Below are 18,128 nucleotides of genomic sequence, written 5' to 3'. Positions count from 1 at the left end.
CGAAGAGGGTGGCGGGTGCGTTGGCCGTGGTGGCGTCGTTGACGGCGGCCGGCCTCGCAGGAGTTGCGGCGGTGGACGCGAGCGCGGCGGGCGCACCGGGACCGGACGGGCACCGGGTGTTCGTCAGCCCGACCGGGCACGCGGGAGCGGCCGGCACCCGTGCGGACCCGCTGGCGTCGGTGGACGAGGCCGTCGCGAGCCTCGCCGGGCCCGGGACCGTGCTCCTGCGCGGTGGCACCTATGCCCAGCGCATCACGCTCGACGGCGTCCACGGCATCACGGTGCGGCCCCTCGGCCACGAGCACGTCGTCCTCGACGGCGCGCCGCTCACGCCGCCGTCGGGTCGCTCGGCGATGGTCACGGTCGTCGACAGCTCACGGATCGTGGTGCGCGGTCTCGACATCCGTGGCTACCGGACGACCTCGACGGAGGCCATGCCGATCGGCATCTACGTGCACGGTGCCTCCGACCACGTCTCGCTGGTCGGCAACCACGTCCACCACCTGGGCAACGACAACGGCACCCTCGGCAGCTTCGACATCGACGCCCACGGCATCGCGGTGTACGGCGACCGGGCGCGGCACCCGATCACCGACCTGTCGATCGCGGGCAACGAGGTCGACCACCTGGTCCTGGGCGCCAGCGAGTCGGTCGTGGTGAACGGCAACGTCGACCACTGGCGGATCGTGCGCAACAACATCCACGACGACAACAACATCGGGATCGACGCGATCGGCTTCGAGCCCACGCTGAGCGGGCCGGCGCGCTACACCCGCGCCAACAGGGCGCGGCACGGTCTCATCGCCGACAACGTCGTCCGCGACATCGTCTCGCGCGGCAACCCCGCCTACTACGAGGACGGTGCCTGGTGCGACTGCGCCGACGGCATCTACATCGACGGCGGCACCGGCATCCGGGTCCTGCGCAACCAGGTCATCGGCAACGACATCGGGATCGAGGTCGCGGCCGAGAACGGCCGGGGCAGCGCCGATCACGTGGTGGTCGCCGACAACGCCATCGCCCGCAGCGGGTATGTCGGGATCGCGACCGGTGGCTACTGCGACGGTGGCGAGGACTGCGGCGGCGTCCTGACCGGCCGCGCGTTCGACAACCGGTTCCTGCACAACACGCTCTACGCCAACAACCGGTTCGCGGACGGCTCGCCCGAGATCCTGGTGCAGTACCGCACCACGCGCACGGTGTTCCAGGGCAACGTCGTACGCGCCGCGGAGCCCGCGGTGATCGGCACCGTCGCGCGAGCGCGCGAGGACGGCTCGAGCACCGCGCCGACCCTCGACGGCAACCTCTTCTTCGCCCCGGGTGGGCCGGGCCGGGCGACGTTCGGGCTCCTCGGGGTCACCTACACGGGGTGGCAGGCCTACCGGTCCGCGACGGGCCAGGACGGCCACAGCCTGTTCGCCGACCCGCGGCTGCGGCGCCCGGCTCGAGACGACCTGCACCTGCGCGCCGGGTCGCCCGCGGTCGACGCCGCGCTGCCGGTGAGCCCTCCGTGGGTCGGGCGGACCGACATCGACGGACAGCCCCGCGTGCAGGGCTCCCGCATCGACATCGGCGCCGACGAGCGCTGGCCCTCCCCGAGGGTCAGCGGTAGTTGGTGAACTGCACCGCGAAGTCGTAGTCCTGCTGCTTGACCAGGGCCTGGACGGCCTGCAGGTCGTCACGCTTCTTCGACGACACCCGCAGCTCGTCGCCCTGGATCTGCGCCTTGACGCCCTTGGGGCCCTCGTCGCGGATCAGCTTGGAGATCTTCTTGGCGTCCTCGGAGGTGATGCCCTCCTTGAGCGTGATGGAGATCTTGGACTGCTGACCCGACGCGCGGGGCTCCGAGGCGTCGAGGATCTTCAGGCTCTGCTGGCGCTTGATCAGCTTGTCCTTGAACACGTCGAGAACGGCGGAGGCCCGGTCGTCGGCCGACGCGGAGATCTCGATCGCGTGCTCGCCCTGCCACTCGATGGTGGCGCCGGTGCCCTTGAAGTCGAACCGCGTCGCGATCTCGCGGGCGGCCTGCCCGAGGGCGTTGTCGACCTCCTGGCGGTCGATCTTGCTCACGATGTCGAACGACGAGTCGGCCATGTGCACTCCTGACGTCTGCGGTCCCCGTGAGGGGGCGCTGGGGTTTTCGTCTGCCGTGACGGCTGCGCTATTGTTTCGCCAAGTTGCCGCCGGGCCAAACGGCGCGGCGCAGCAGCCCGGCAGGTTGCCCGAGCGGCCAATGGGAGCGGACTGTAAATCCGTCGGCTTTGCCTTCGAAGGTTCGAATCCTTCACCTGCCACATGGGACCGAGGGCCCCGCACAGCACGCTGTGCGGGGCCCTCGCCGTCTGCGCTCCGACCATCTCGTGGGGCCGGTGGCTCGCGATGGCGCCGGGCCCGCCGGCGATCGGCGCTCGTGGGGTGATGGGCCGACCTCCACAGTTTCCCCCTCTGGCCCTCCGGAGGTGTGGTCCCAGGACGCTCGCCGGCTGCGACGCGCCCGGACCGCGCCGGACCGCGCCCGGACCGCGCCCGCCCGCGACGCCAAGGCGCGATCGCAGATGAAATCGTATGTGATTTTCAGATTTCATTGACTGACATATATATGAGTACATATCTTCTGCCTGTGGCGCTCGCCACATGACCTAGATCACTCCCCGTCGCTCCGCAGGCTCGCGGCGGCACAGCAGAGAAGGATGTCCCATGACTCGAGGAGCGGTTCTCGTCGTCGGCGGCGGAATCGGCGGTCTCTCCGCCGCCATCGCCCTGCAGCAGAAGGGTTTCGAGACCACCGTCGTGGAACTGCACTCCGATGTGCACTCCTCTGTCTACGGGGTCGGCATCATCCAGCCGATGAACGCGCTGCGTGCGCTGGACATGATCGGCTGTGCCCAGGACTGCATCGCGGCCGGCTACCCCGCCAAGCGGTGGGGTGGTCTCTACGCCACGGACGGCACCTTCATCAAGGAGATGCCGGGCACGCCGGTCCCGGGGGTCGACCTGCCGCCGATGAACGGGCTCACCCGTCCCAAGCTCCACGAGATCCTCACCGGGCACGCTATGGCCACGGGGGTGGTCATCCGATACTCGACGACGTTCAGCGAGCTCAAGGACGACGGTGCCGGCGTGGACGTCACCTTCAGCGACGGCGCCACGGGTCGGTTCGACGTGGTGGTCGGCGCCGACGGCGTGTACTCCCAGGTTCGCGGCTACGTCATCGAGAGCGAGGTCGCGCCGTACTACATCGGGCAGTCGGCGTACCGGGTCAACATCCCGCTGCTGCCCGAGATCGACAGCATCATCCTGCAGGCGAGCCCAGCGGGCATGGCCGGGCTGGTGCCGATCGGCAAGGACCTGGCGTATCTCTTCTACAACGCCCACATGGAGAAGCAGTCACCCGACTCGGGCATGGACAGCGCCGAGAGGCTGCGCGAGTACCTCGCGCCGTTCGGCGGCTTCATGGGTCGCATCCGCGACGAGTTCATCACCGAGGATTGCGACATCGTGCTTCGCCCCGAGGAGTCGTTGATCGTCGACGCTCCGTGGCACAAGGGACGGATCGTGCTGATGGGCGATGCGGTCCACGCGATCACTCCGCACCTGGGTCAGGGCGCGGCCCAGGCCATCGAGGACGGTGTCGTGCTGGCCGACGTGCTCGCCAAGCACGACGACCTCGAGACCGCCTTTGCGGAGTACGCCGATCGCCGATTCGAGCGGTGCAAGCTGGTCGTGGACACCTCCCTCGACATCGCTGAGTGGGAGATGGGTCGCAAGCCCGGGTTCGACAACGTCGCCGCCACCGACCACGTCCTCGCGGTGATGGCGCAGCCTCTCTGAGGCAGTGAGCGAACGCCGGGCGTTCGTTAGCATTCGCCCGGTGAGTGGCCATCAACAGCTTCGAGAGCTGGCCGACGTCCTGCGCGAGCTCGGGTGGACCGTCCACCGACGGGCTCCCGAGCGCGCAGGCGTCGGCCCGATCCCGACCACCGAGCTGGCGCTGCTCAAGCAGGTCATCGACGCGCCCGGTTCGACCGTGGGGGAGCTGGCCGGCGCTCTGGGCCTCCGCCAGCCCAACGTGAGCGCCGCCCTCCGCGTGCTGGCCGACCGGGGTCTCGTCGTCCGGGAGGCGAGCCCGGCGGACCGCCGCCTCACCATGGTCTCGGCGACGGAGGGCGGCCACATCGAGCATGCGGCGATCGCGGCGAGCTGGTCGCAGCCGATCGAGGCGGCGATCGCCACGCTCAGCGACGAGCAGCGGGAGGCGCTGGCGAGCGCCACCCCGGCCCTCCGGGCGCTGTACGACGCGCTGCGTGCGGCCCGCGACGAGCCCGCTCCTTCCTGAGGATCAGGGCGGCCGGCTGCCGGCCCCGGGATCAGCGCTCGCCGAGGTAGCCCCGGCATCTGGGGACTACGGCCTGGCGTACACCTGGGGGACGTACCACCCGGTGACATCGAGCGGGGCGGACTCGGTCGGCCGGTGAGAGACCAGCCTCCGGCGGAGGTGCTGGCCGTTCGGGCCGTGCTCGGCGTAGTGGTCGAGCAGTAGGTCGTGGCCCAGGTCGTTGTTGAGGTCGCGCCAGATCGCGTGCACGTGTTGACCGGCGGCGACGGCGTTGTCGGCCTCCACGAGCAAGTCCTTCGTCGAGATCCGGTAGTAGTGCGCCGTGTTCGCCTCGAGTCCACCAGCCCAGGCGAACCGGATGTTGTGGGGGTCCTCGGCCAGGACCTGCCGGCGGTACTGCGCGGCGAGCTCGTCGGGGCCGGTCTCCACGTAGTAGAGGAGCAGCTCGCGCACAGCGTCCAGCTGCCCGCCGGAGAGGTCGGAGCCCTTGATGCCGGACGGGTCCGCCTTGACGAAGCGGAGGCGTTCACGATCCTCGTCGGTGGTCTCGTAGCCGACGATGCCCAGGTCCACCCAGTCGGGCCACTCCTCGGCGCCGACGCGCGGTACCTGGCGGGTCACGAAGTCGGCAGGGGCGACGTGGTGGACGACGGCCTCGTCCCGGGCATCAGGGGAGAGTGAGTTCAAGATCGCCAGTGCGCGGCGCTCGTTCTCGCCGAGCGCATCGAGAACGCCGGCGCCGACCGGTTGCGCGCCCATCGCGAGCGGTGTGACCGTGAGGTAGCGCTGCGCGACGATCGTGTAGTTGAGGGAGAGGTGGTGGCCGATGACCCGCCAGCCCCAGGTGTCCTCGAAGCCGGGGCGGCCCCAGAAGCTGAACCAGTAGCCCTCCGGGTCACGGAAGTTGCCGGCGAGCACGCCGAAGCCGCGCTCGATCACCTCGAGTTCTCGCAGCATGTTCTCCGTCGCCATGACTGACAGCGCCTGGCTGTAGCCCCGCATCGAGAGGCCGGCCTTCAGCAGCGTGTGGGCGATCACCTTCTGGTGCCGGTCCAGGGCGTGCATTGCGATGCCGGCACGATCGGGCTTCGGGATGAAGTCCCAGTCCACGCGGCCGGGTGCGTCCATGTCGGGGTCGATCGCGGCTGCCCTGAGGTCGGGGCGGAGCGAGTCGAGCAGCGCCCAGGTGGAGAAGAGCATCCGCTTGATCGTCACCGGTGCCTCGAAGGTCACGGTCGTGGTCGTGGCAGGGTTCGTCATGCTGTCGGCACTCCTCAGGCGAAGGGGTCGGGGGTGAGTGTGTACTTCGTCTGGAGGTACTCGTGGATGCCCTCATCGCCGCCCTCGCGGCCGAGCCCGGACATCTTCCAGCCGCCGAAGGGCGCGGCCGCGTTGGAGACGGCGCCGACATTGAGCCCCATCATCCCGGTCTCCAGGCGCTCGATCATGCGCTGGCCGCGTGCCAGTGACTCGGTGAAGACGTAGGAGACCAGGCCGTACTCGGTGGCGTTGGCCAGGGCCACCGCCTCGTCCTCGTCACGGAAGGATGCGATGGCCGCGACCGGTCCGAAGATCTCCTCGCTCAGCAGAGCGCTGCCGGCCTGCACGCCGGCAAGGACCGTGGCGGGATAGAAGAACCCGGGGCCTGCTGAGGGCGCCCCGCCGGTGCGCACCGTCGCGCCGCGGTCGACGGCGTCGCGGACCAGCTCGTCGGTCTTGGCGACCGCACGTTCGTCGATCAGCGGGCCGATGGCCACGCCGGGCTCGGTGCCGGGTCCCATGACCAGGCTCTCGACCCGGTCGGTGAGCCGGTCGGTGAACTCCTCGACGACCCTCTCGTGCACGAGCAGCCGGTTGGCCGCGGTGCACGCCTGGCCGATGTTGCGGAACTTCGCCAGTATCGCGCCGTCGATCGCCTTGTCCAGATCGGCGTCCGCGAAGACGATGAAGGGCGCATTGCCTCCGAGCTCCATCGACGTGCGGAGGACGCCGGGGGCGGCTTGCTCCAACAGTCGCCGGCCCACCGGAGTCGAGCCGGTGAAGGAGAGCTTGCGGAGGCGCGGGTCGGCGATGATCGCCTCCGACATCGTCCCGGGGGCCGCCGTGGTGACGACGTTGACGACGCCCGCAGGTAGGCCGGCCTCCTCGAGCAGCTGCACGAAGTACGCCGTCGTGAGCGGCGTCAGGGCGGCCGGCTTGATCACGACCGTGCACCCGGCAGCGAGGGCGGGTGCGACCTTGCGGGTCGCCATCGCCAGCGGGAAGTTCCACGGCGTGATGAGGTAGCACGGGCCGACCGGGTGCTGGGTCACGATCATCCGGCCGGAGCCCTCCGGGCTGGCGCCGTAGCGGCCCGAGATGTGGGCCGCCTGCTCGCTGAACCAGCGAAGGAACTCGCCGCCGTACGCCACCTCGCCCCGCGCCTCGGCGAGCGGCTTGCCCATCTCGAGGGTCATCAGCAGGGCGAACTGCTCGGCTCGCGCGGTCAGGAGATCGAACGTGCGCCGCAGGATCTCCGCCCGCTCCCGTGCCGGCGTGACGGCCCACGACCGGAAGGCCGTGTCCGCCGCATCGAGCGCGGCCACGCCGTCGGCGACGGAAGCCGAGGCGACGGTGCGGATGACCTCGCCCGTGGCGGGGTCCTGGACGTCGAGGGTCGCTCCGTCAGAGGCGCCCCGCCACTCCCCGCCGATGTAGAGGCTGTCGGGGACCGACGCGAGGAGTGCGACTTCGTGCTGGTTCATCGGGTGTCTCCTCAGCTGCTCAGGACTGCGAGCAGGTCACAGTGGACGACCGCGCCCCGGTCGAGCCGTGCCGCGATCGCCTGGCGGGCCGGGCGGCTCGCCGGGTCGGGGAACATGGACGTCCACTCGCGGTTCAGCGTCTCTCGGTCGTTCGGATCGGTGAGGTGGAAGGTCATCTTGAGGATGTCGTCGCACGTGCCACCAAGCTCCTCCATCAGGCGCCGCACGTGGGCGAAGACATGGGCGAACTGCTGGTCGGGATCGGGAGGCATCTCCCCGGTCCGGGGATCGCGCCCGGTGATCGCCCCGGTCGCCACGAAGGGGCCGATGCGGCTCGCGGCGGGGATCGGATTGACATGGCTGAACCCCGGCAGGTGGACGCTAGTGCGCTGGCCCATGTCGCTCAGCCCTCGGCGATGACGCGGTTCTCGATGTGGCCGAGCCCCTCGATCTCCGCGCGGACCAGGTCGCCGACCTTGAGGAAGTTGCCGGTCGGGGCACCGATGCCCGACGGCGTCCCGGTGGCCAGGATGTCACCCGGCATGAGGGTGAAGACCTGCGAGAGGTAGGCGATCTGCTCATAGATGTCGTAGACCATGTCGCTGGTCGACCAGTCCTGACGGACCTCGCCGTTGACCGTCAGTCGCATCTGCAGGTCGAGTGGGTCGGCGATCTCGTCGTCGGTCGTCAGCCACGGTCCGATCGGGCCGTGGGTGTCGAAGGACTTGCCGAGCGTGAACGTCGGCGACTTCTTCTGCAGCCAGTCGCGGACGGACACGTCGTTCGTGACGAGGTAGCCGGCGATCACCGAGCGTGCATCCTCGACGGGGACGTGCTTGCAGCGCTGGCCGATGACCACCCCGAGCTCGATCTCGTAGTCGAGAGCGTCGGAGATGCTCGGCTTCACGATGGCGTCGAAGGGCCCGACGATGCAGGAGACCTGCTTGTTGAACCACATCTGGCTCTCGGGGATGGGGATGCCAGCTGCGCGCGCCTCCTCGGCGTGCTCCTTGTAGTTCATGCCGATGCCCAGGTACTTCTGCGGGTTGTCGATCGGCGGCTCGAGGACGACGTCGACGAGCGAGTGCGACCGGCCTCCGGCCGCGAGGATCTGCTGCTTGAGCGAGGGAAGCACCGGCAGGATGGCGCGCAGTGACGTGCCACCGACGATGTCGGAGATGTCGATGACGTGGTCGCCGTCGACCCGGCCGAGTCGGGTCGGTCCGTCGGCGGTGTGGAAACGGGCGATCTTCACTTCTGCTCCTCGTGAGCGATCTTGTCGAGCCGGGCCTGCTCGGCCGCGGTGGGCGTCCAGACGTGCTCCCCGTCCGGTGTCATCTGGAAGCTGACGAAGCGCCACCTCCCGTCCTCGCAGCGGCGCAGCACCTGGATCACCTGGCCGGCCACGGTCCGCTCGGTGCCGTCAGGGCTGCCGAGTCGATTGGTCAGGCGGCCCGTCATGATCGCGACGTCGCCGATGAGGCGGATCGTCAGCTCGCCGCGGCTGGCGCCCTTGTACGGCGCCCGTGTGGCGACGTGCTCGAGCAGCTGCTTCTTGTCATGGGTCAGCCCCGGCGCGTGGGTGTGGATCAGTGAGTCGTCGTAGAGGTCTTCGAGCGTCGCCATGTCGAGGTCGAGCAGGGCCCTCTGGCGCCGCTCCTCGACGGCGAGGATCTCGGTGCGCGTGTCCGCGTCCGCCAGCACGACGGGGTCGACCGTCATGCCTTGGCTCCGTACTCGTCCAGGTCGTTGGTGCGGTAGCCGGTGGCCTCGCCGGCCTCGAAGCCGGGTCGCGGTGAGCCCACGAGGGCGTGGTACCTGCTGAAGATCTCGTCGGCCTCGGCGAGCGGCAGCACGTCCTCGACGTCGTCGAAGGGCCTGCCCTCCGTGCGTTCGGCGACCATCCGGCGGATGACCTCGTAGCCCTCGCCTCGCATGTTCATCACGATCCGGTTGACGCCCTCTCGTCGGGCCTCGTCGTACCTGACGAAGGCCGCGTGCGGGTCGTCCGGGGCCTCGGCGAGCTTGTCGACGATGACTCGGGCGTCCAGCATCGCCTGGGTGATGCCGTTGCCTCCCCGCGGGTACATCGCGTGGGCGGCGTCGCCGAGCAGCGCAACTCGGCCGTCGACCCAGTTCTCCAGCGGGTCGTGCCGGATCAGCGGGAAGAGGTAGACCTCGCGGGCGTCCCGCATCATCTGCTGCACGTCGAGGAAGGGAAGCTTGACGGTGTCGAACAGCGGGATGACCTCGCTGATGTCTCCGACCTGGTTCCAGTCCTCGATGGTCTCCTCGCCGTTCGTCTCGGCGACCCAGTTGACCAGCGTCTTCCCGGTCCGCTCGAAGTCGTCGGCGATCGGGTAGACGATCATCGACGCGACGTTGGGATCGCCGATGTGGAGGATCGTGTGACCGTTGCGGAACGGCTCCATGAGCGTGGTACCGCGCCACATCGTGATGCCGGAGAAGTGTGGCTCGGACAGGTCGGGGACCATCTGCTTGCGGATCGCCGACTTGATGCCGTCGGCGGCGATGGCTGCCTGGTGTCGGACCTGCTCGGTCCGTCCGTCGGCGTGCTCGAGGTCGAGGGTCACGCCCGTCTCGTCCTGGGAGTAGCCGGTCACGCCGGCGCCGAGGTGGATGGCGTCGGAGCCGAGCCGTTCGACGACGACGGTGTACAAGAGCATCTGGAGCGAACCACGGTGGACGAAGCGCTGCTCGTGCAGATAGCCCATGTGAACGCCGCACTTCTCGGCGTAGATCTCCTGCCCGAAGTGGTTGTAGAAGATCGAGTCCTCGGCATCGACGGAGATCGCTCGGAACTCCTCGAGCAGGCCGAGGTCATCGATCTCGGCGGTGCCGACCGTCTTGATGTCGACACCGACACCGAGCGGCCTGAGCTCCGGCACGACCTCGTAGACGGTCGGCCGGAAGCCCCGTTGGTGCAGGCGCAGCGCGGTGAGCAGGCCAGCGGGCCCGGCGCCGATGATCGCGATGTCGAGATCGTGGGAAGTCATGTCGTGGTCCTCGGGGTGCGGGTCGGGTGTGTGGTCAGGAGGCCGGAGCGGAGAGCTCGGCGAGGAAGCTGGTGGTGGCGACCCAGGCACGCGCGGCGCTGCGCGGGTGGTACGCGAAGAGCTCCGGGTGGGGGGAGTGCATCGCCCTGGAGCTGGTGAAGGCGTGCGTGGTGCCGCTGTAGAGGTGCAGCTGGTAGTCCAGACCGGCCCCGTCCAGGTCGTCGGTCAGCCGGCTCCACATGGATGGTGTGGCCATGGGGTCCCGGGTGCCGACGGCGAGGAGCACAGATGCCGAACCGGGCCGGCTCCAGTCGTGGTCGAGCAGGTCGAGCCCGGGGTGGATCGCCGCGACCCCTGCGACGTGTGCGCCGGTGCGGAGGTACTCGAGCGCTGACGAGCCGCCGAAGCAGTAGCCGAGGAGCGCAAGGGGGCGGTCAGTGAACTCCCGCTGCGCGGCCAGCGCGGTGTGGGCGGCCGACACACGTCCGAGCCAGCGTTCGCGATCCCCTGTCAGCGAGCCGATCAGCGGTCCGATCTCTGCGTCGGAGGTGGGGACGCTGCGTTCGCCCCACACATCGGCCGTGAACACGGGGTGCCCGCGGGCGGCGAGCTGTCGCGCGACGGTCGCCATGTCCGCGCTGATGCCGAAGGCGTCGTGGAGCAGGAGGACCGCGGCGGTGTCAGCAGCATCGGTCGCGGACGGGTGGATCATCCCCACCATCCGGGTGTCGTCGTGCCAGTACTCGACGTCCCGGGGAGCTGCCTCGGTCACAGGCTGTCGTCCTCTCGAGCTGCGCGGGTGTCCATCGGGACGTGCTGTGCGGATGTGGTGCGCACCACAGGGTGCACCGGAACCGTAGAGGAGATCGTGTACGATTTCAACAATGATTTGGGTGATATGAGGGGTTGCGCTCGAGCGGATTATGTATATGGTTTCGTACACGATCCCCCGTGACGGGCATCACACGCCGTACGAACCAGTCAGGGAGCACCAGTTCAGATGACCGAGATCTCCACGACCGCCGAGCCGGCAACCGACGTGACTCCTCCCGTAGGGGCCGAGCCGCTCGCACCAGCCAAGCGAGGCAGCGGTGCGGTGTGGATCGCCTCCCGGTTCGCCGTCATCGGCGTCTGGATCGCCCTGGCCGTCCTCTTCGCTGCCCTCCGTCCGGACACGTTCTTGACGTCGGGGAGCTTCAAGGTGATCTTCGGGAGCCAGAACCAGGCGGCCCTGGTCTTCCTCACTGCGGCCTTGTTGTGCACGATCGTGGTCGGCGAGTTCGTCGACATGTCGATCGCCTCGAACTACGGACTCTCGGCCATCATGCTGACCGTCCTCAACGTCAACCACGGCTGGGGCGTGGGTGCGGCCGCGTTCGCCTCGCTCGTCCTGTCCACCCTGGTCGGGGCCGTCAACGGCTGGCTGGTGGTCAAGGTCGGCGTGAACACGATCGTCGTCACCCTCGGCATGGGGACGTTCTTGCTGGGTATCGCGCTGTGGGTCTCCGACCTGATGCCCGTCAGCGGCCTGCCGGCCGGATTCAAGGACGTCGCGCTGCAACCGGTTCTGGGCCTGCCGATCAGCTTCTTCTACGGGGTCGCGCTCATGCTGGTGTTCGCCTACGTCCTGCACTTCACCCCGCTGGGCCGCAACATGCGATTCGTCGGCGAGAGTCGTGAGGTGAGCCGGTTGGCCGGTGTGCGAGTGACCCGGGTCCGTATCGGCGCCTTCGCGATCGCCGGCCTCATCGCCGGCGTCGGCGGTGTGCTCTCCGCGGCCGCCACCGGAGGCTTCGACCCGAACGTGTCGCAGAGCTACCTGCTGCCCATCTTCGCAGCCACATTCCTGGGCACGGCGATCCTCCAGCCGGGTCGCTTCAACCCGATCGGCACCCTGATGGCCGTCTTCTTCCTCGCCACCGGAGTCCTCGGCCTTCAGCTGCTCGGTGCGAGCTCCTGGGTGACGAGCGTCTTCTACGGCGGCGTTCTCGTGGTCGCCGTCACGATCTCGACCGTGCTGCGCGAACGCTCGCGCTGATCCATCGCCGGTCGCTCTCGGAACTGCCACAACTGCCAGCGCCGTCCTCAGCAAACAGAAGGAGCCTCACATGAGTTCTGCACGTCCCGTTACCGCCCTACGGCGCGTCCGTGCGTGGGCTGTCGCCGGCGGTGCTGCCGTCCTGGCGACCTCTCTCGTCGCCTGCGGCAGCGACTCGGACGGGTCGAGCGCCGCTCCGACCGGTGACACCTCGAGCTCCGCCCTGAGCGGCGACCTCGCTGTTGCGATGAAGCCTCTCGACGCCTACCCGGTGCCGACCGAGCCGCTGGACAACGTCGCATCGGTCTCCGGCAAGACCATCTACTACATCCCGATCACGATGCAGGCTCCGCAGTTCACGACGACCGAGAAGGCGCTGACCGCCGCAGCCGACGCCGTCGGCATGCACGTCCAGGTCTGCGACGGCAAGGGGACGCCGACGGACATCGGCGCCTGCATCGGCCAGGCCACGGATGCCAAGGCGGCGGCGATCGTGGCCGACGCGATCCCGTACGTCCTGGCCTCGAACGGCCTCGACGCCGCGCAAGAGGCCGGCATCCCCGTCGTCATCAGCAACCAGGTGCCCGACGAGGCGCACCCTGCCTCGAAGACGCTCACGTGGGTACCGGTCCCCGGCAGCGAGCAACAGATCCGCCTCTTCGACTGGATCGCTGCCGACTCCCAGGGCAAGGGCAGCATCCTGGTCAACCAGAGTGCCGACGGGCCGTCTCCGGCGAGCTACGTCGCCGACGGCCAGGCGGCGCTGAAGGAGGACTGCCCGGAGTGCAAGCTGACGATCAACCAGGTGTCGTCGTCCAACTTCGCTCTCGTCCCCTCGTCGACCAGCGCCGCGCTGCTCAAGGACCCGGGCATCACCTACGTCGACGCTCAGTTCGAGCAGTATCTCCAGCCGACGCAGGGTGGTGTGCAGCAGACGTCTCGGACCGATATCAAGGTCACCACCGGATCGGCGTCCCTCGGTGGCCTCAAGGCGCTGGAGTCCGGATCCCTCGCCGCGGTCACCGCTCAGGCGGCCGCCTTCCAGGGCTGGGTCAACACGGACGCCGCGCTGCGCCTGATCCTCGGTCAGGCCGTGCCTGAGTACAACATCCCGACCCGTCTGTTCACCAAGGACAACATCGGCGACGTCACCCTCACCGAGGAGGCGGAGCTCTCCGGCGAATGGTTCGGGCCGACCAGCTTCACCGATGACTTCAAGAAGCTCTGGGGCGTCGCGTGATCGACACTCGAGGGGCGCCGGTCCGGGGCGTGAGCCTCGCGCCGGCGGGTCCGCGGCTCGGAGTTGAGTCGGTGTCGATGACGTTCGGCAATGCCCGCGTCCTCGGTGGCGTCACCTTCGACGTCGCGCCGGGCGAGATCCACGCCCTGATCGGGCAGAACGGTTGTGGTAAGTCGACACTCGCGAAGATCCTCACAGGCGTCTACGCTCCGGATCTCGGCAGTCGGATCCGGGTCGACGGCGCAGAGCTGCAGCTGCCGATCCGACCGGACGAGGCTCGGGCCGCGGGAGTGGCGGTCGTTCATCAGAGCCTCGGATTGGTCAAGGACGCGACGGTCCTGGAGAACACCCGCCTCGGCCGGCTGACCGGCTCGCGGTTCCTGCGCCGCATCGACTGGCGGCGCGAGCGCGCGGCGAGCGAGGCCGTCTTCGAACGGATGGGTCGCCGGATCCCTCTGGACGCGCGGATCGCGGATCTGCGTGAGGACGAGCGCGCCGTGGTCGCCATTGCCCGGGCCCTGCAGGACCTTCCCGACGACGGTGGCCTGATCATCCTCGACGAGTCGACCCGCGCTCTGGGCCGTGACTCTCTGGAGCGCTTCTTCGGGTTGCTCGACGGCATCGTCGCCACCGGTACGTCGGTGCTGCTGATCACGCACCGGCTGGAGGAGGTCGTCGATGCTGCCGATCGCGTGACCGTGCTCCGTGACGGTGAGGTGGTCGTCGCAGGCCGTACCGTCGCGGGGATGGACAAGACCGCGCTGGCGTCACTCATGCTCGGCCGCAACGCCGACGACCTCGAGCATCGGACCGCTGCGGGCACCGTCGGTGGTGCTCCAATCCTCGTCGAGGGAGTCAGCGGTCTGGGTGTGCGCGACCTCTACATCACTGTGCAGCCCGGCGAGGTGGTCGGGCTCACGGGCCTGGGTGGCTCCGGCTACGACGACGTTCCCTATCTGCTGGCCGGGGTCTCACGGGCGGATGCGGGCATCATCACGGTGCCGCGCGGCACGGCCAACCTCCGTCGGCTCAGCCCGGCTCGGGCCGTCGCGGCTGGCATCGCCCTCGTGCCGGAGGGCCGCGAAGCGGCCGGCCTGGCGATGGAGATGACGCTCTCGGAGAACCTGGCGTTTCCGCAGACGTGTACCGCGAAACGGTCGGTAGCGCCCCTCCGGGGTCGTGCCGAGAAGGCGCTCGCCCAGGACTGGATCGACCGGCTCGACGTCCGGCCCCCACGGCCGGACATCTTGCTGAGGAACATGAGCGGTGGCAACCAGCAGAAGATCCTGCTGGCCAAGTGGCTGGCCACCGACCCGAGCCTTCTGCTCCTCCATGAGCCCACCCAGGCTGTCGACGTCGGCGCCCGGCACACGATCGTCCAGGCCGTCCGTGCGGCAGCCACGGCCGGTTGCGCCGTCATGGTCGCTGGGTCCGACGAGAACGAGCTGGCCCTCCTGTGTGACCGTGTCCTCGTCTTCGACGGGGGTGTGGTCCGGGAGGAGCTGACTGATGAGATCACTCCGGAGCGGATCGTCGGCGCCCTGTACGCCGACGGCTCGCGCGGCCGCCTTCGACAGAGGGCCGCCACCGGCTGACACACGACCGTGGCGCGACCATGACGTACCACGCACGAGAACCGCACCGACACCAGCGAGCGAGAAGAGTGACCGATCCCATGACCGTCGTCGACATCAACATCCACCACCTCCCGGAAGACCTCTTCACCAACGAGAAGATCCTCAACGGCTTCCTGAACAGCGCTCCCCGCGGCTTCGGCGAGATCGCCAGCGTCATCACGATGGAGGACGGCAAGAAGCAGCTCGTTCTCGAGAAGCCGAAGGGGTACCCCAACCTCAACTACGTCGAGGGCGACTACTCGACCGAGGCGAAGCTGAAGGCCATGGACGAAGCCGGCGTCGACTACGGCGTCATGCGTGTCCCGGTGTGGCAGGAGTGGCTGGACCTCGAGACCTGCAAGGCCGTCAACGACAACGCCGCCAAGATCGTCGCCGAGTCCGACGGCCGTCTCTTCTCGACGGTCTGCGTGCCGCCGTGGGGTGGCAAGGAGAACATCTACGAGCTCGAGCGCTGCCTCGACAACGGCGCCGTCGGCGTCCAGGTCGCCTGCCACTACGGCCAGCTGTACCTCGACGACCCGGTCTTCCGTCCCTACCTGAAGATCCTCAACGACAAGAAGGTGCCGGTGATCGTGCACCACACGCCGCTGCCGGTGGAGTGGAAGTCGGTCATCGACTACCAGAACTTCCGTCGCGAGTACGGCCGCATCATCGACCAGGGCATCGCTGTCGGCCGGGAGGTCTTCAGCGGCATGTTCGACGAGCTGCCGGACCTCAGGTTCACGCACACCATGCTTGGCGGCAACTGGTTCGCGGCCACGGCTCTGCTGACCCCGCACGCGCCCAAGCCCGGGGAGGCCATCCAGCGCCTGTCGACCACGGGCGGAGACAAGATCAGGCAGTACCTCGAGAACAACATCTTCTTCGACCTGACCCACCCGCACTCGTGGGGCAAGGTCCAGGTCGAGGCAGCGCTCCAGATCAATGGGGCCGACCACTACATGTTCGGCTCCTCGTTCCCGGTCTTCCGGTCGTGGATGAGTCAGGGCGTCGAGTTCGTCAACCACGAGCTGGACATCAGCGATGCCGACCGCGAGGCCGTCATGTACGGCAACGCGAAGAAGATGTTCAACCTCCCGATCTGACCGAGAACAGGGCCGAGACATGAGTGCCACCCCCGACGAGGACATCGACGACTTCTTCACCACCGCCCGGACGGCCGGCCGTGACGACGCGGTCGAGCTCTCCGACGAGAGCTATCGCACGCACCTGCTCGACCTCGAGGACCCTAAGCTCGTCGAGGTCCGCGGGATGACCTATGAGCAGTTCGCCCAGGACCGTTACCAGGCGCCGTTCCTGCGTGATCTCCTCGTCCACTGGGACGGGCTCTACCGCGAGCCATTCGTCGGGATCACCGCCGACGGTCAGGTCCAGGAGGGGCTCTACTCGCTCCCGGAGCGACCGGCGACGTACGACGCTGCGGCTGCCGCCGCGGCTGAGCGGTTCCTGGGGATGCTGACACCAGGAGAGCTCGATGCCGTGCAGTACGACATCGATGCGCCGCAGTGGCGGGCGTGGAGCAATCCCGAGTTCATGGTGTACCGGGTCGGCCTGCGGATGGAGGTACTCGCCGAGGGCAAGACAGCGGCGATCCACGGGGTGCTGCGGGCGTCGATGAGTCCGCAGGGCTATGACCGCGTCGGCGCCGCGATGGAGCTCAACGGCTACCTCGGCGAGCTCGTCGGCCTGCCGACGATCATGAACCGCCACAGCTATTGGTTCTCGATCTTCGGTGACCCGGCGGTGGGTGACCAGGGAGAGCCGTGGGGATGGCAGCTCTTCGGCCACCACGTCGCGCTGAACTTCGTCGCCGTCGGCGGCCGGCACGTCATCGCGCCGGTCTTCCTCGGAGGCGAGCCGGCGCTGACGGACGACGCCGAGGACGAGCGTCGGCCGCTGTTCGAGGCACGTGAGTCGCTTGCGCTCCGGCTGGGGGCCTCCCTGACGCCGGCACAGCGGGAGGAAGCCGTGGTCTTCGGCTCGGTGCTGGATCCCGCCATGCCCGAGGGCCGCCTCCATCCCGCCGACGAGCGGCACGTGGCCGGTGCCTTCCGCGACAACCGCGTGATCCCCTACGAGGGCATCAACGCCGGCGACCTCGACGACGCCCAGCGCGAGTTGCTGCGAAGCATCGTGGCCGACTCGCTGCTGCTCCTGATCGAGTCACAGCGCGAGCAGGCGCTGAGCGAGTACGACGCTCACCTCGGTGAGACCTGGCTTTCCTGGTACGGCGCTACGGACGGTTCGCAGCCGTTCTACTTCCGCGTGCACAGTCCGGTGTTGATCACGGAGTTCGACGACCATGCCGGGGTGTGGCTCACCAACAAGCTGCCCGCTCGCTTCCACGTGCACACCACGCTGCGCCACCCGAACGGCAACGACTACGCCAGGGCGCTCGTCGCGCAGTGGCGCGAGCGCGGCGAGTGATCCGTGGCGTCCGGCTCAGAACCGACGGGGCGGGAGGGTGGCCTCGTACTTCGTGACCGCCTCGATCGTGTTGATCTCGTGCTGCTTGGCGGCTGCCTCGATGGCCTCGGCCGACGAGCCGGACTCGATCAGCTGGAGGATGCCCTCATGCTCGGCGATGGCGGCCTGGGCGCGGCCGGGGGCATACCAGAACGCCGACCTCCGGACGACCTCGAGGCGCGCCCACTCGTTGTCGACCATGTCGACGAGGCGGCGGTCGGGACAGCGGCAGGCGAGCAGTTGGTGGAACTCCCGGTTCAGCCGACCAAAGCGGGCCGGATCGAAGTCGGCAAGTGCCTCCTTCATCTGCCGGTCGAGCGTATGGGCAGCTGTCAGGTCGGACTCGGTCAGGTGGGGCGCCGAGAGCGCCGTGGCGAAGCCGCCGAGGCGCGCCACGATGTGCAGTCCCTGCTGCCAGGCATCGGTGTCGAACGTCGCGACGAGTGCGCCGACGTTCGGGACGATCTCCACCCAACCCTCGGCCTCGAGACGACGCAGCGACTCACGCCACGGCACCGAGCTGATGCCGTGCTCCCGGACCAGTTGGTCGATGACCAGGCGGTGTCCGGGCCCGTAAGCGCCCTCCATGATCCGCTCTTTGAGGATCCGGAACGCCTGCTCGGACTTGCTGGGCATGGACCGAATCCAAT

General features: G+C 68.6%; 17 protein-coding genes and 1 tRNA gene. 9 read left to right on the top strand and 9 right to left on the bottom strand.

What is annotated here, in order from left to right; all coding sequences use genetic code 11:
• Nucleotides 1–71 precede the first annotated feature (71 nt).
• Entirely contained in the window at nucleotides 72–1,619 is a 1,548-nt protein-coding gene (locus tag AC3ANS_RS20395) for a choice-of-anchor Q domain-containing protein (RefSeq protein WP_488293401.1), read from the top strand.
• Here the strand turns inward: AC3ANS_RS20395 and AC3ANS_RS20390 are convergent.
• Nucleotides 1,603–2,094 (bottom strand): YajQ family cyclic di-GMP-binding protein, encoded by a 492-nt coding sequence (locus AC3ANS_RS20390; RefSeq protein WP_488293400.1) that lies wholly within the window; start codon nucleotides 2,092–2,094, stop codon nucleotides 1,603–1,605. The genes AC3ANS_RS20395 and AC3ANS_RS20390 overlap by 17 nt on opposite strands.
• Nucleotides 2,095–2,212: 118 nt before the next feature.
• Here AC3ANS_RS20390 and AC3ANS_RS20385 point away from each other — a divergent pair.
• The 3 genes from AC3ANS_RS20385 (at nucleotide 2,213) to AC3ANS_RS20375 (ending at nucleotide 4,336) form a co-directional block, all read left to right on the top strand.
• Nucleotides 2,213–2,294 (top strand) — tRNA-Tyr (locus AC3ANS_RS20385).
• A 403-nt stretch (nucleotides 2,295–2,697) separates the two neighbouring features.
• Nucleotides 2,698–3,831 (top strand): FAD-dependent monooxygenase, encoded by a 1,134-nt coding sequence (locus tag AC3ANS_RS20380; RefSeq protein ID WP_488293399.1) that lies wholly within the window; start codon nucleotides 2,698–2,700, stop codon nucleotides 3,829–3,831.
• Between the two features lie 40 nt (nucleotides 3,832–3,871).
• Entirely contained in the window at nucleotides 3,872–4,336 is a 465-nt protein-coding gene (locus tag AC3ANS_RS20375) for a MarR family winged helix-turn-helix transcriptional regulator (protein WP_488293398.1), read from the top strand.
• Between the two features lie 66 nt (nucleotides 4,337–4,402).
• Here AC3ANS_RS20375 and AC3ANS_RS20370 read toward each other — a convergent pair whose 3' ends face one another.
• From AC3ANS_RS20370 to AC3ANS_RS20340, 7 genes are read right to left on the bottom strand one after another with little or no spacing between them, the layout of a single operon-like run.
• Nucleotides 4,403–5,596, bottom strand: a complete 1,194-nt coding sequence (locus AC3ANS_RS20370) for a DUF3500 domain-containing protein (RefSeq protein ID WP_488293397.1) — start codon at nucleotides 5,594–5,596, stop codon at nucleotides 4,403–4,405.
• A 14-nt stretch (nucleotides 5,597–5,610) separates the two neighbouring features.
• The gene (locus AC3ANS_RS20365; RefSeq protein ID WP_488293396.1) at nucleotides 5,611–7,080 is read right to left on the bottom strand and encodes an NAD-dependent succinate-semialdehyde dehydrogenase; all 1,470 of its coding nucleotides are present in this window, start codon (nucleotides 7,078–7,080) and stop codon (nucleotides 5,611–5,613) included.
• A gap of 11 nt (nucleotides 7,081–7,091) precedes the next feature.
• On the bottom strand, nucleotides 7,092–7,478 hold the full coding sequence (locus AC3ANS_RS20360) for a RidA family protein (RefSeq protein ID WP_488293395.1): 387 nt from the start codon (nucleotides 7,476–7,478) through the stop codon (nucleotides 7,092–7,094).
• 5 nt (nucleotides 7,479–7,483) lie between these two features.
• Nucleotides 7,484–8,335, bottom strand: a complete 852-nt coding sequence (locus AC3ANS_RS20355; RefSeq protein ID WP_488293394.1) for a fumarylacetoacetate hydrolase family protein — start codon at nucleotides 8,333–8,335, stop codon at nucleotides 7,484–7,486.
• Nucleotides 8,332–8,802, bottom strand: coding sequence for a nuclear transport factor 2 family protein (locus AC3ANS_RS20350; RefSeq protein ID WP_488293393.1), 471 nt, complete (start codon nucleotides 8,800–8,802; stop codon nucleotides 8,332–8,334). The genes AC3ANS_RS20355 and AC3ANS_RS20350 overlap by 4 nt, the downstream gene beginning before the upstream one ends.
• The gene (locus tag AC3ANS_RS20345) at nucleotides 8,799–10,097 is read right to left on the bottom strand and encodes an FAD-dependent monooxygenase (protein ID WP_488293392.1); all 1,299 of its coding nucleotides are present in this window, start codon (nucleotides 10,095–10,097) and stop codon (nucleotides 8,799–8,801) included. The genes AC3ANS_RS20350 and AC3ANS_RS20345 overlap by 4 nt, the downstream gene beginning before the upstream one ends.
• Before the next feature lie 34 nt (nucleotides 10,098–10,131).
• Nucleotides 10,132–10,869 carry a dienelactone hydrolase family protein gene (locus AC3ANS_RS20340; protein WP_488293391.1) on the bottom strand — a complete coding sequence of 246 codons (738 nt, stop codon included), beginning with the start codon at nucleotides 10,867–10,869 and terminating at the stop codon, nucleotides 10,132–10,134.
• 228 nt (nucleotides 10,870–11,097) lie between these two features.
• Here AC3ANS_RS20340 and AC3ANS_RS20335 point away from each other — a divergent pair, with 228 nt between their 5' ends.
• The 5 genes from AC3ANS_RS20335 (at nucleotide 11,098) to AC3ANS_RS20315 (ending at nucleotide 17,439) form a co-directional block, all read left to right on the top strand.
• The gene (locus AC3ANS_RS20335; RefSeq protein ID WP_488293390.1) at nucleotides 11,098–12,135 is read left to right on the top strand and encodes an ABC transporter permease; all 1,038 of its coding nucleotides are present in this window, start codon (nucleotides 11,098–11,100) and stop codon (nucleotides 12,133–12,135) included.
• 247 nt (nucleotides 12,136–12,382) lie between these two features.
• Entirely contained in the window at nucleotides 12,383–13,375 is a 993-nt protein-coding gene (locus AC3ANS_RS20330; RefSeq protein WP_488293389.1) for a sugar ABC transporter substrate-binding protein, read from the top strand.
• A gap of 77 nt (nucleotides 13,376–13,452) precedes the next feature.
• Entirely contained in the window at nucleotides 13,453–14,970 is a 1,518-nt protein-coding gene (locus AC3ANS_RS20325) for a sugar ABC transporter ATP-binding protein (RefSeq protein WP_488293388.1), read from the top strand.
• Nucleotides 14,971–15,050: 80 nt separating this feature from the next.
• Nucleotides 15,051–16,097 carry an amidohydrolase family protein gene (locus tag AC3ANS_RS20320; protein WP_488293387.1) on the top strand — a complete coding sequence of 349 codons (1,047 nt, stop codon included), beginning with the start codon at nucleotides 15,051–15,053 and terminating at the stop codon, nucleotides 16,095–16,097.
• A 19-nt stretch (nucleotides 16,098–16,116) separates the two neighbouring features.
• On the top strand, nucleotides 16,117–17,439 hold the full coding sequence (locus tag AC3ANS_RS20315; RefSeq protein WP_488293386.1) for a DUF3500 domain-containing protein: 1,323 nt from the start codon (nucleotides 16,117–16,119) through the stop codon (nucleotides 17,437–17,439).
• A gap of 15 nt (nucleotides 17,440–17,454) precedes the next feature.
• On the opposite strand, the gene AC3ANS_RS20310 is transcribed toward AC3ANS_RS20315, so the two are convergent.
• Nucleotides 17,455–18,114: a GntR family transcriptional regulator gene (locus tag AC3ANS_RS20310; protein WP_488293385.1), complete on the bottom strand. Its 660-nt coding sequence runs from the start codon at nucleotides 18,112–18,114 to the stop codon at nucleotides 17,455–17,457.
• Nucleotides 18,115–18,128: the final 14 nt, after the last annotated feature.

This window comes from Nocardia sp. 149-1B, from assembly GCF_057747975.1.
This window is presented reverse-complemented; position numbering and strand designations above follow the sequence as displayed.

Bases quoted from the DNA above. Each gene is read 5' to 3' on its own strand.
- AC3ANS_RS20390 (WP_488293400.1), bottom strand. From the start codon at position 2,094: ATGGCCGACTCGTCGTTCGACATCGTGAGCAAGATCGACCGCCAGGAG.
- AC3ANS_RS20380 (WP_488293399.1), top strand. From the start codon at position 2,698: ATGACTCGAGGAGCGGTTCTCGTCGTCGGCGGCGGAATCGGCGGTCTC.
- AC3ANS_RS20370 (WP_488293397.1), bottom strand. From the start codon at position 5,596: ATGACGAACCCTGCCACGACCACGACCGTGACCTTCGAGGCACCGGTG.
- AC3ANS_RS20365 (WP_488293396.1), bottom strand. From the start codon at position 7,080: ATGAACCAGCACGAAGTCGCACTCCTCGCGTCGGTCCCCGACAGCCTC.
- AC3ANS_RS20360 (WP_488293395.1), bottom strand. From the start codon at position 7,478: ATGGGCCAGCGCACTAGCGTCCACCTGCCGGGGTTCAGCCATGTCAAT.
- AC3ANS_RS20350 (WP_488293393.1), bottom strand. From the start codon at position 8,802: ATGACGGTCGACCCCGTCGTGCTGGCGGACGCGGACACGCGCACCGAG.
- AC3ANS_RS20345 (WP_488293392.1), bottom strand. From the start codon at position 10,097: ATGACTTCCCACGATCTCGACATCGCGATCATCGGCGCCGGGCCCGCT.
- AC3ANS_RS20335 (WP_488293390.1), top strand. From the start codon at position 11,098: ATGACCGAGATCTCCACGACCGCCGAGCCGGCAACCGACGTGACTCCT.
- AC3ANS_RS20330 (WP_488293389.1), top strand. From the start codon at position 12,383: ATGAAGCCTCTCGACGCCTACCCGGTGCCGACCGAGCCGCTGGACAAC.
- AC3ANS_RS20325 (WP_488293388.1), top strand. From the start codon at position 13,453: ATGACGTTCGGCAATGCCCGCGTCCTCGGTGGCGTCACCTTCGACGTC.
- AC3ANS_RS20320 (WP_488293387.1), top strand. From the start codon at position 15,051: ATGACCGTCGTCGACATCAACATCCACCACCTCCCGGAAGACCTCTTC.
- AC3ANS_RS20315 (WP_488293386.1), top strand. From the start codon at position 16,117: ATGAGTGCCACCCCCGACGAGGACATCGACGACTTCTTCACCACCGCC.
- AC3ANS_RS20310 (WP_488293385.1), bottom strand. From the start codon at position 18,114: ATGCCCAGCAAGTCCGAGCAGGCGTTCCGGATCCTCAAAGAGCGGATC.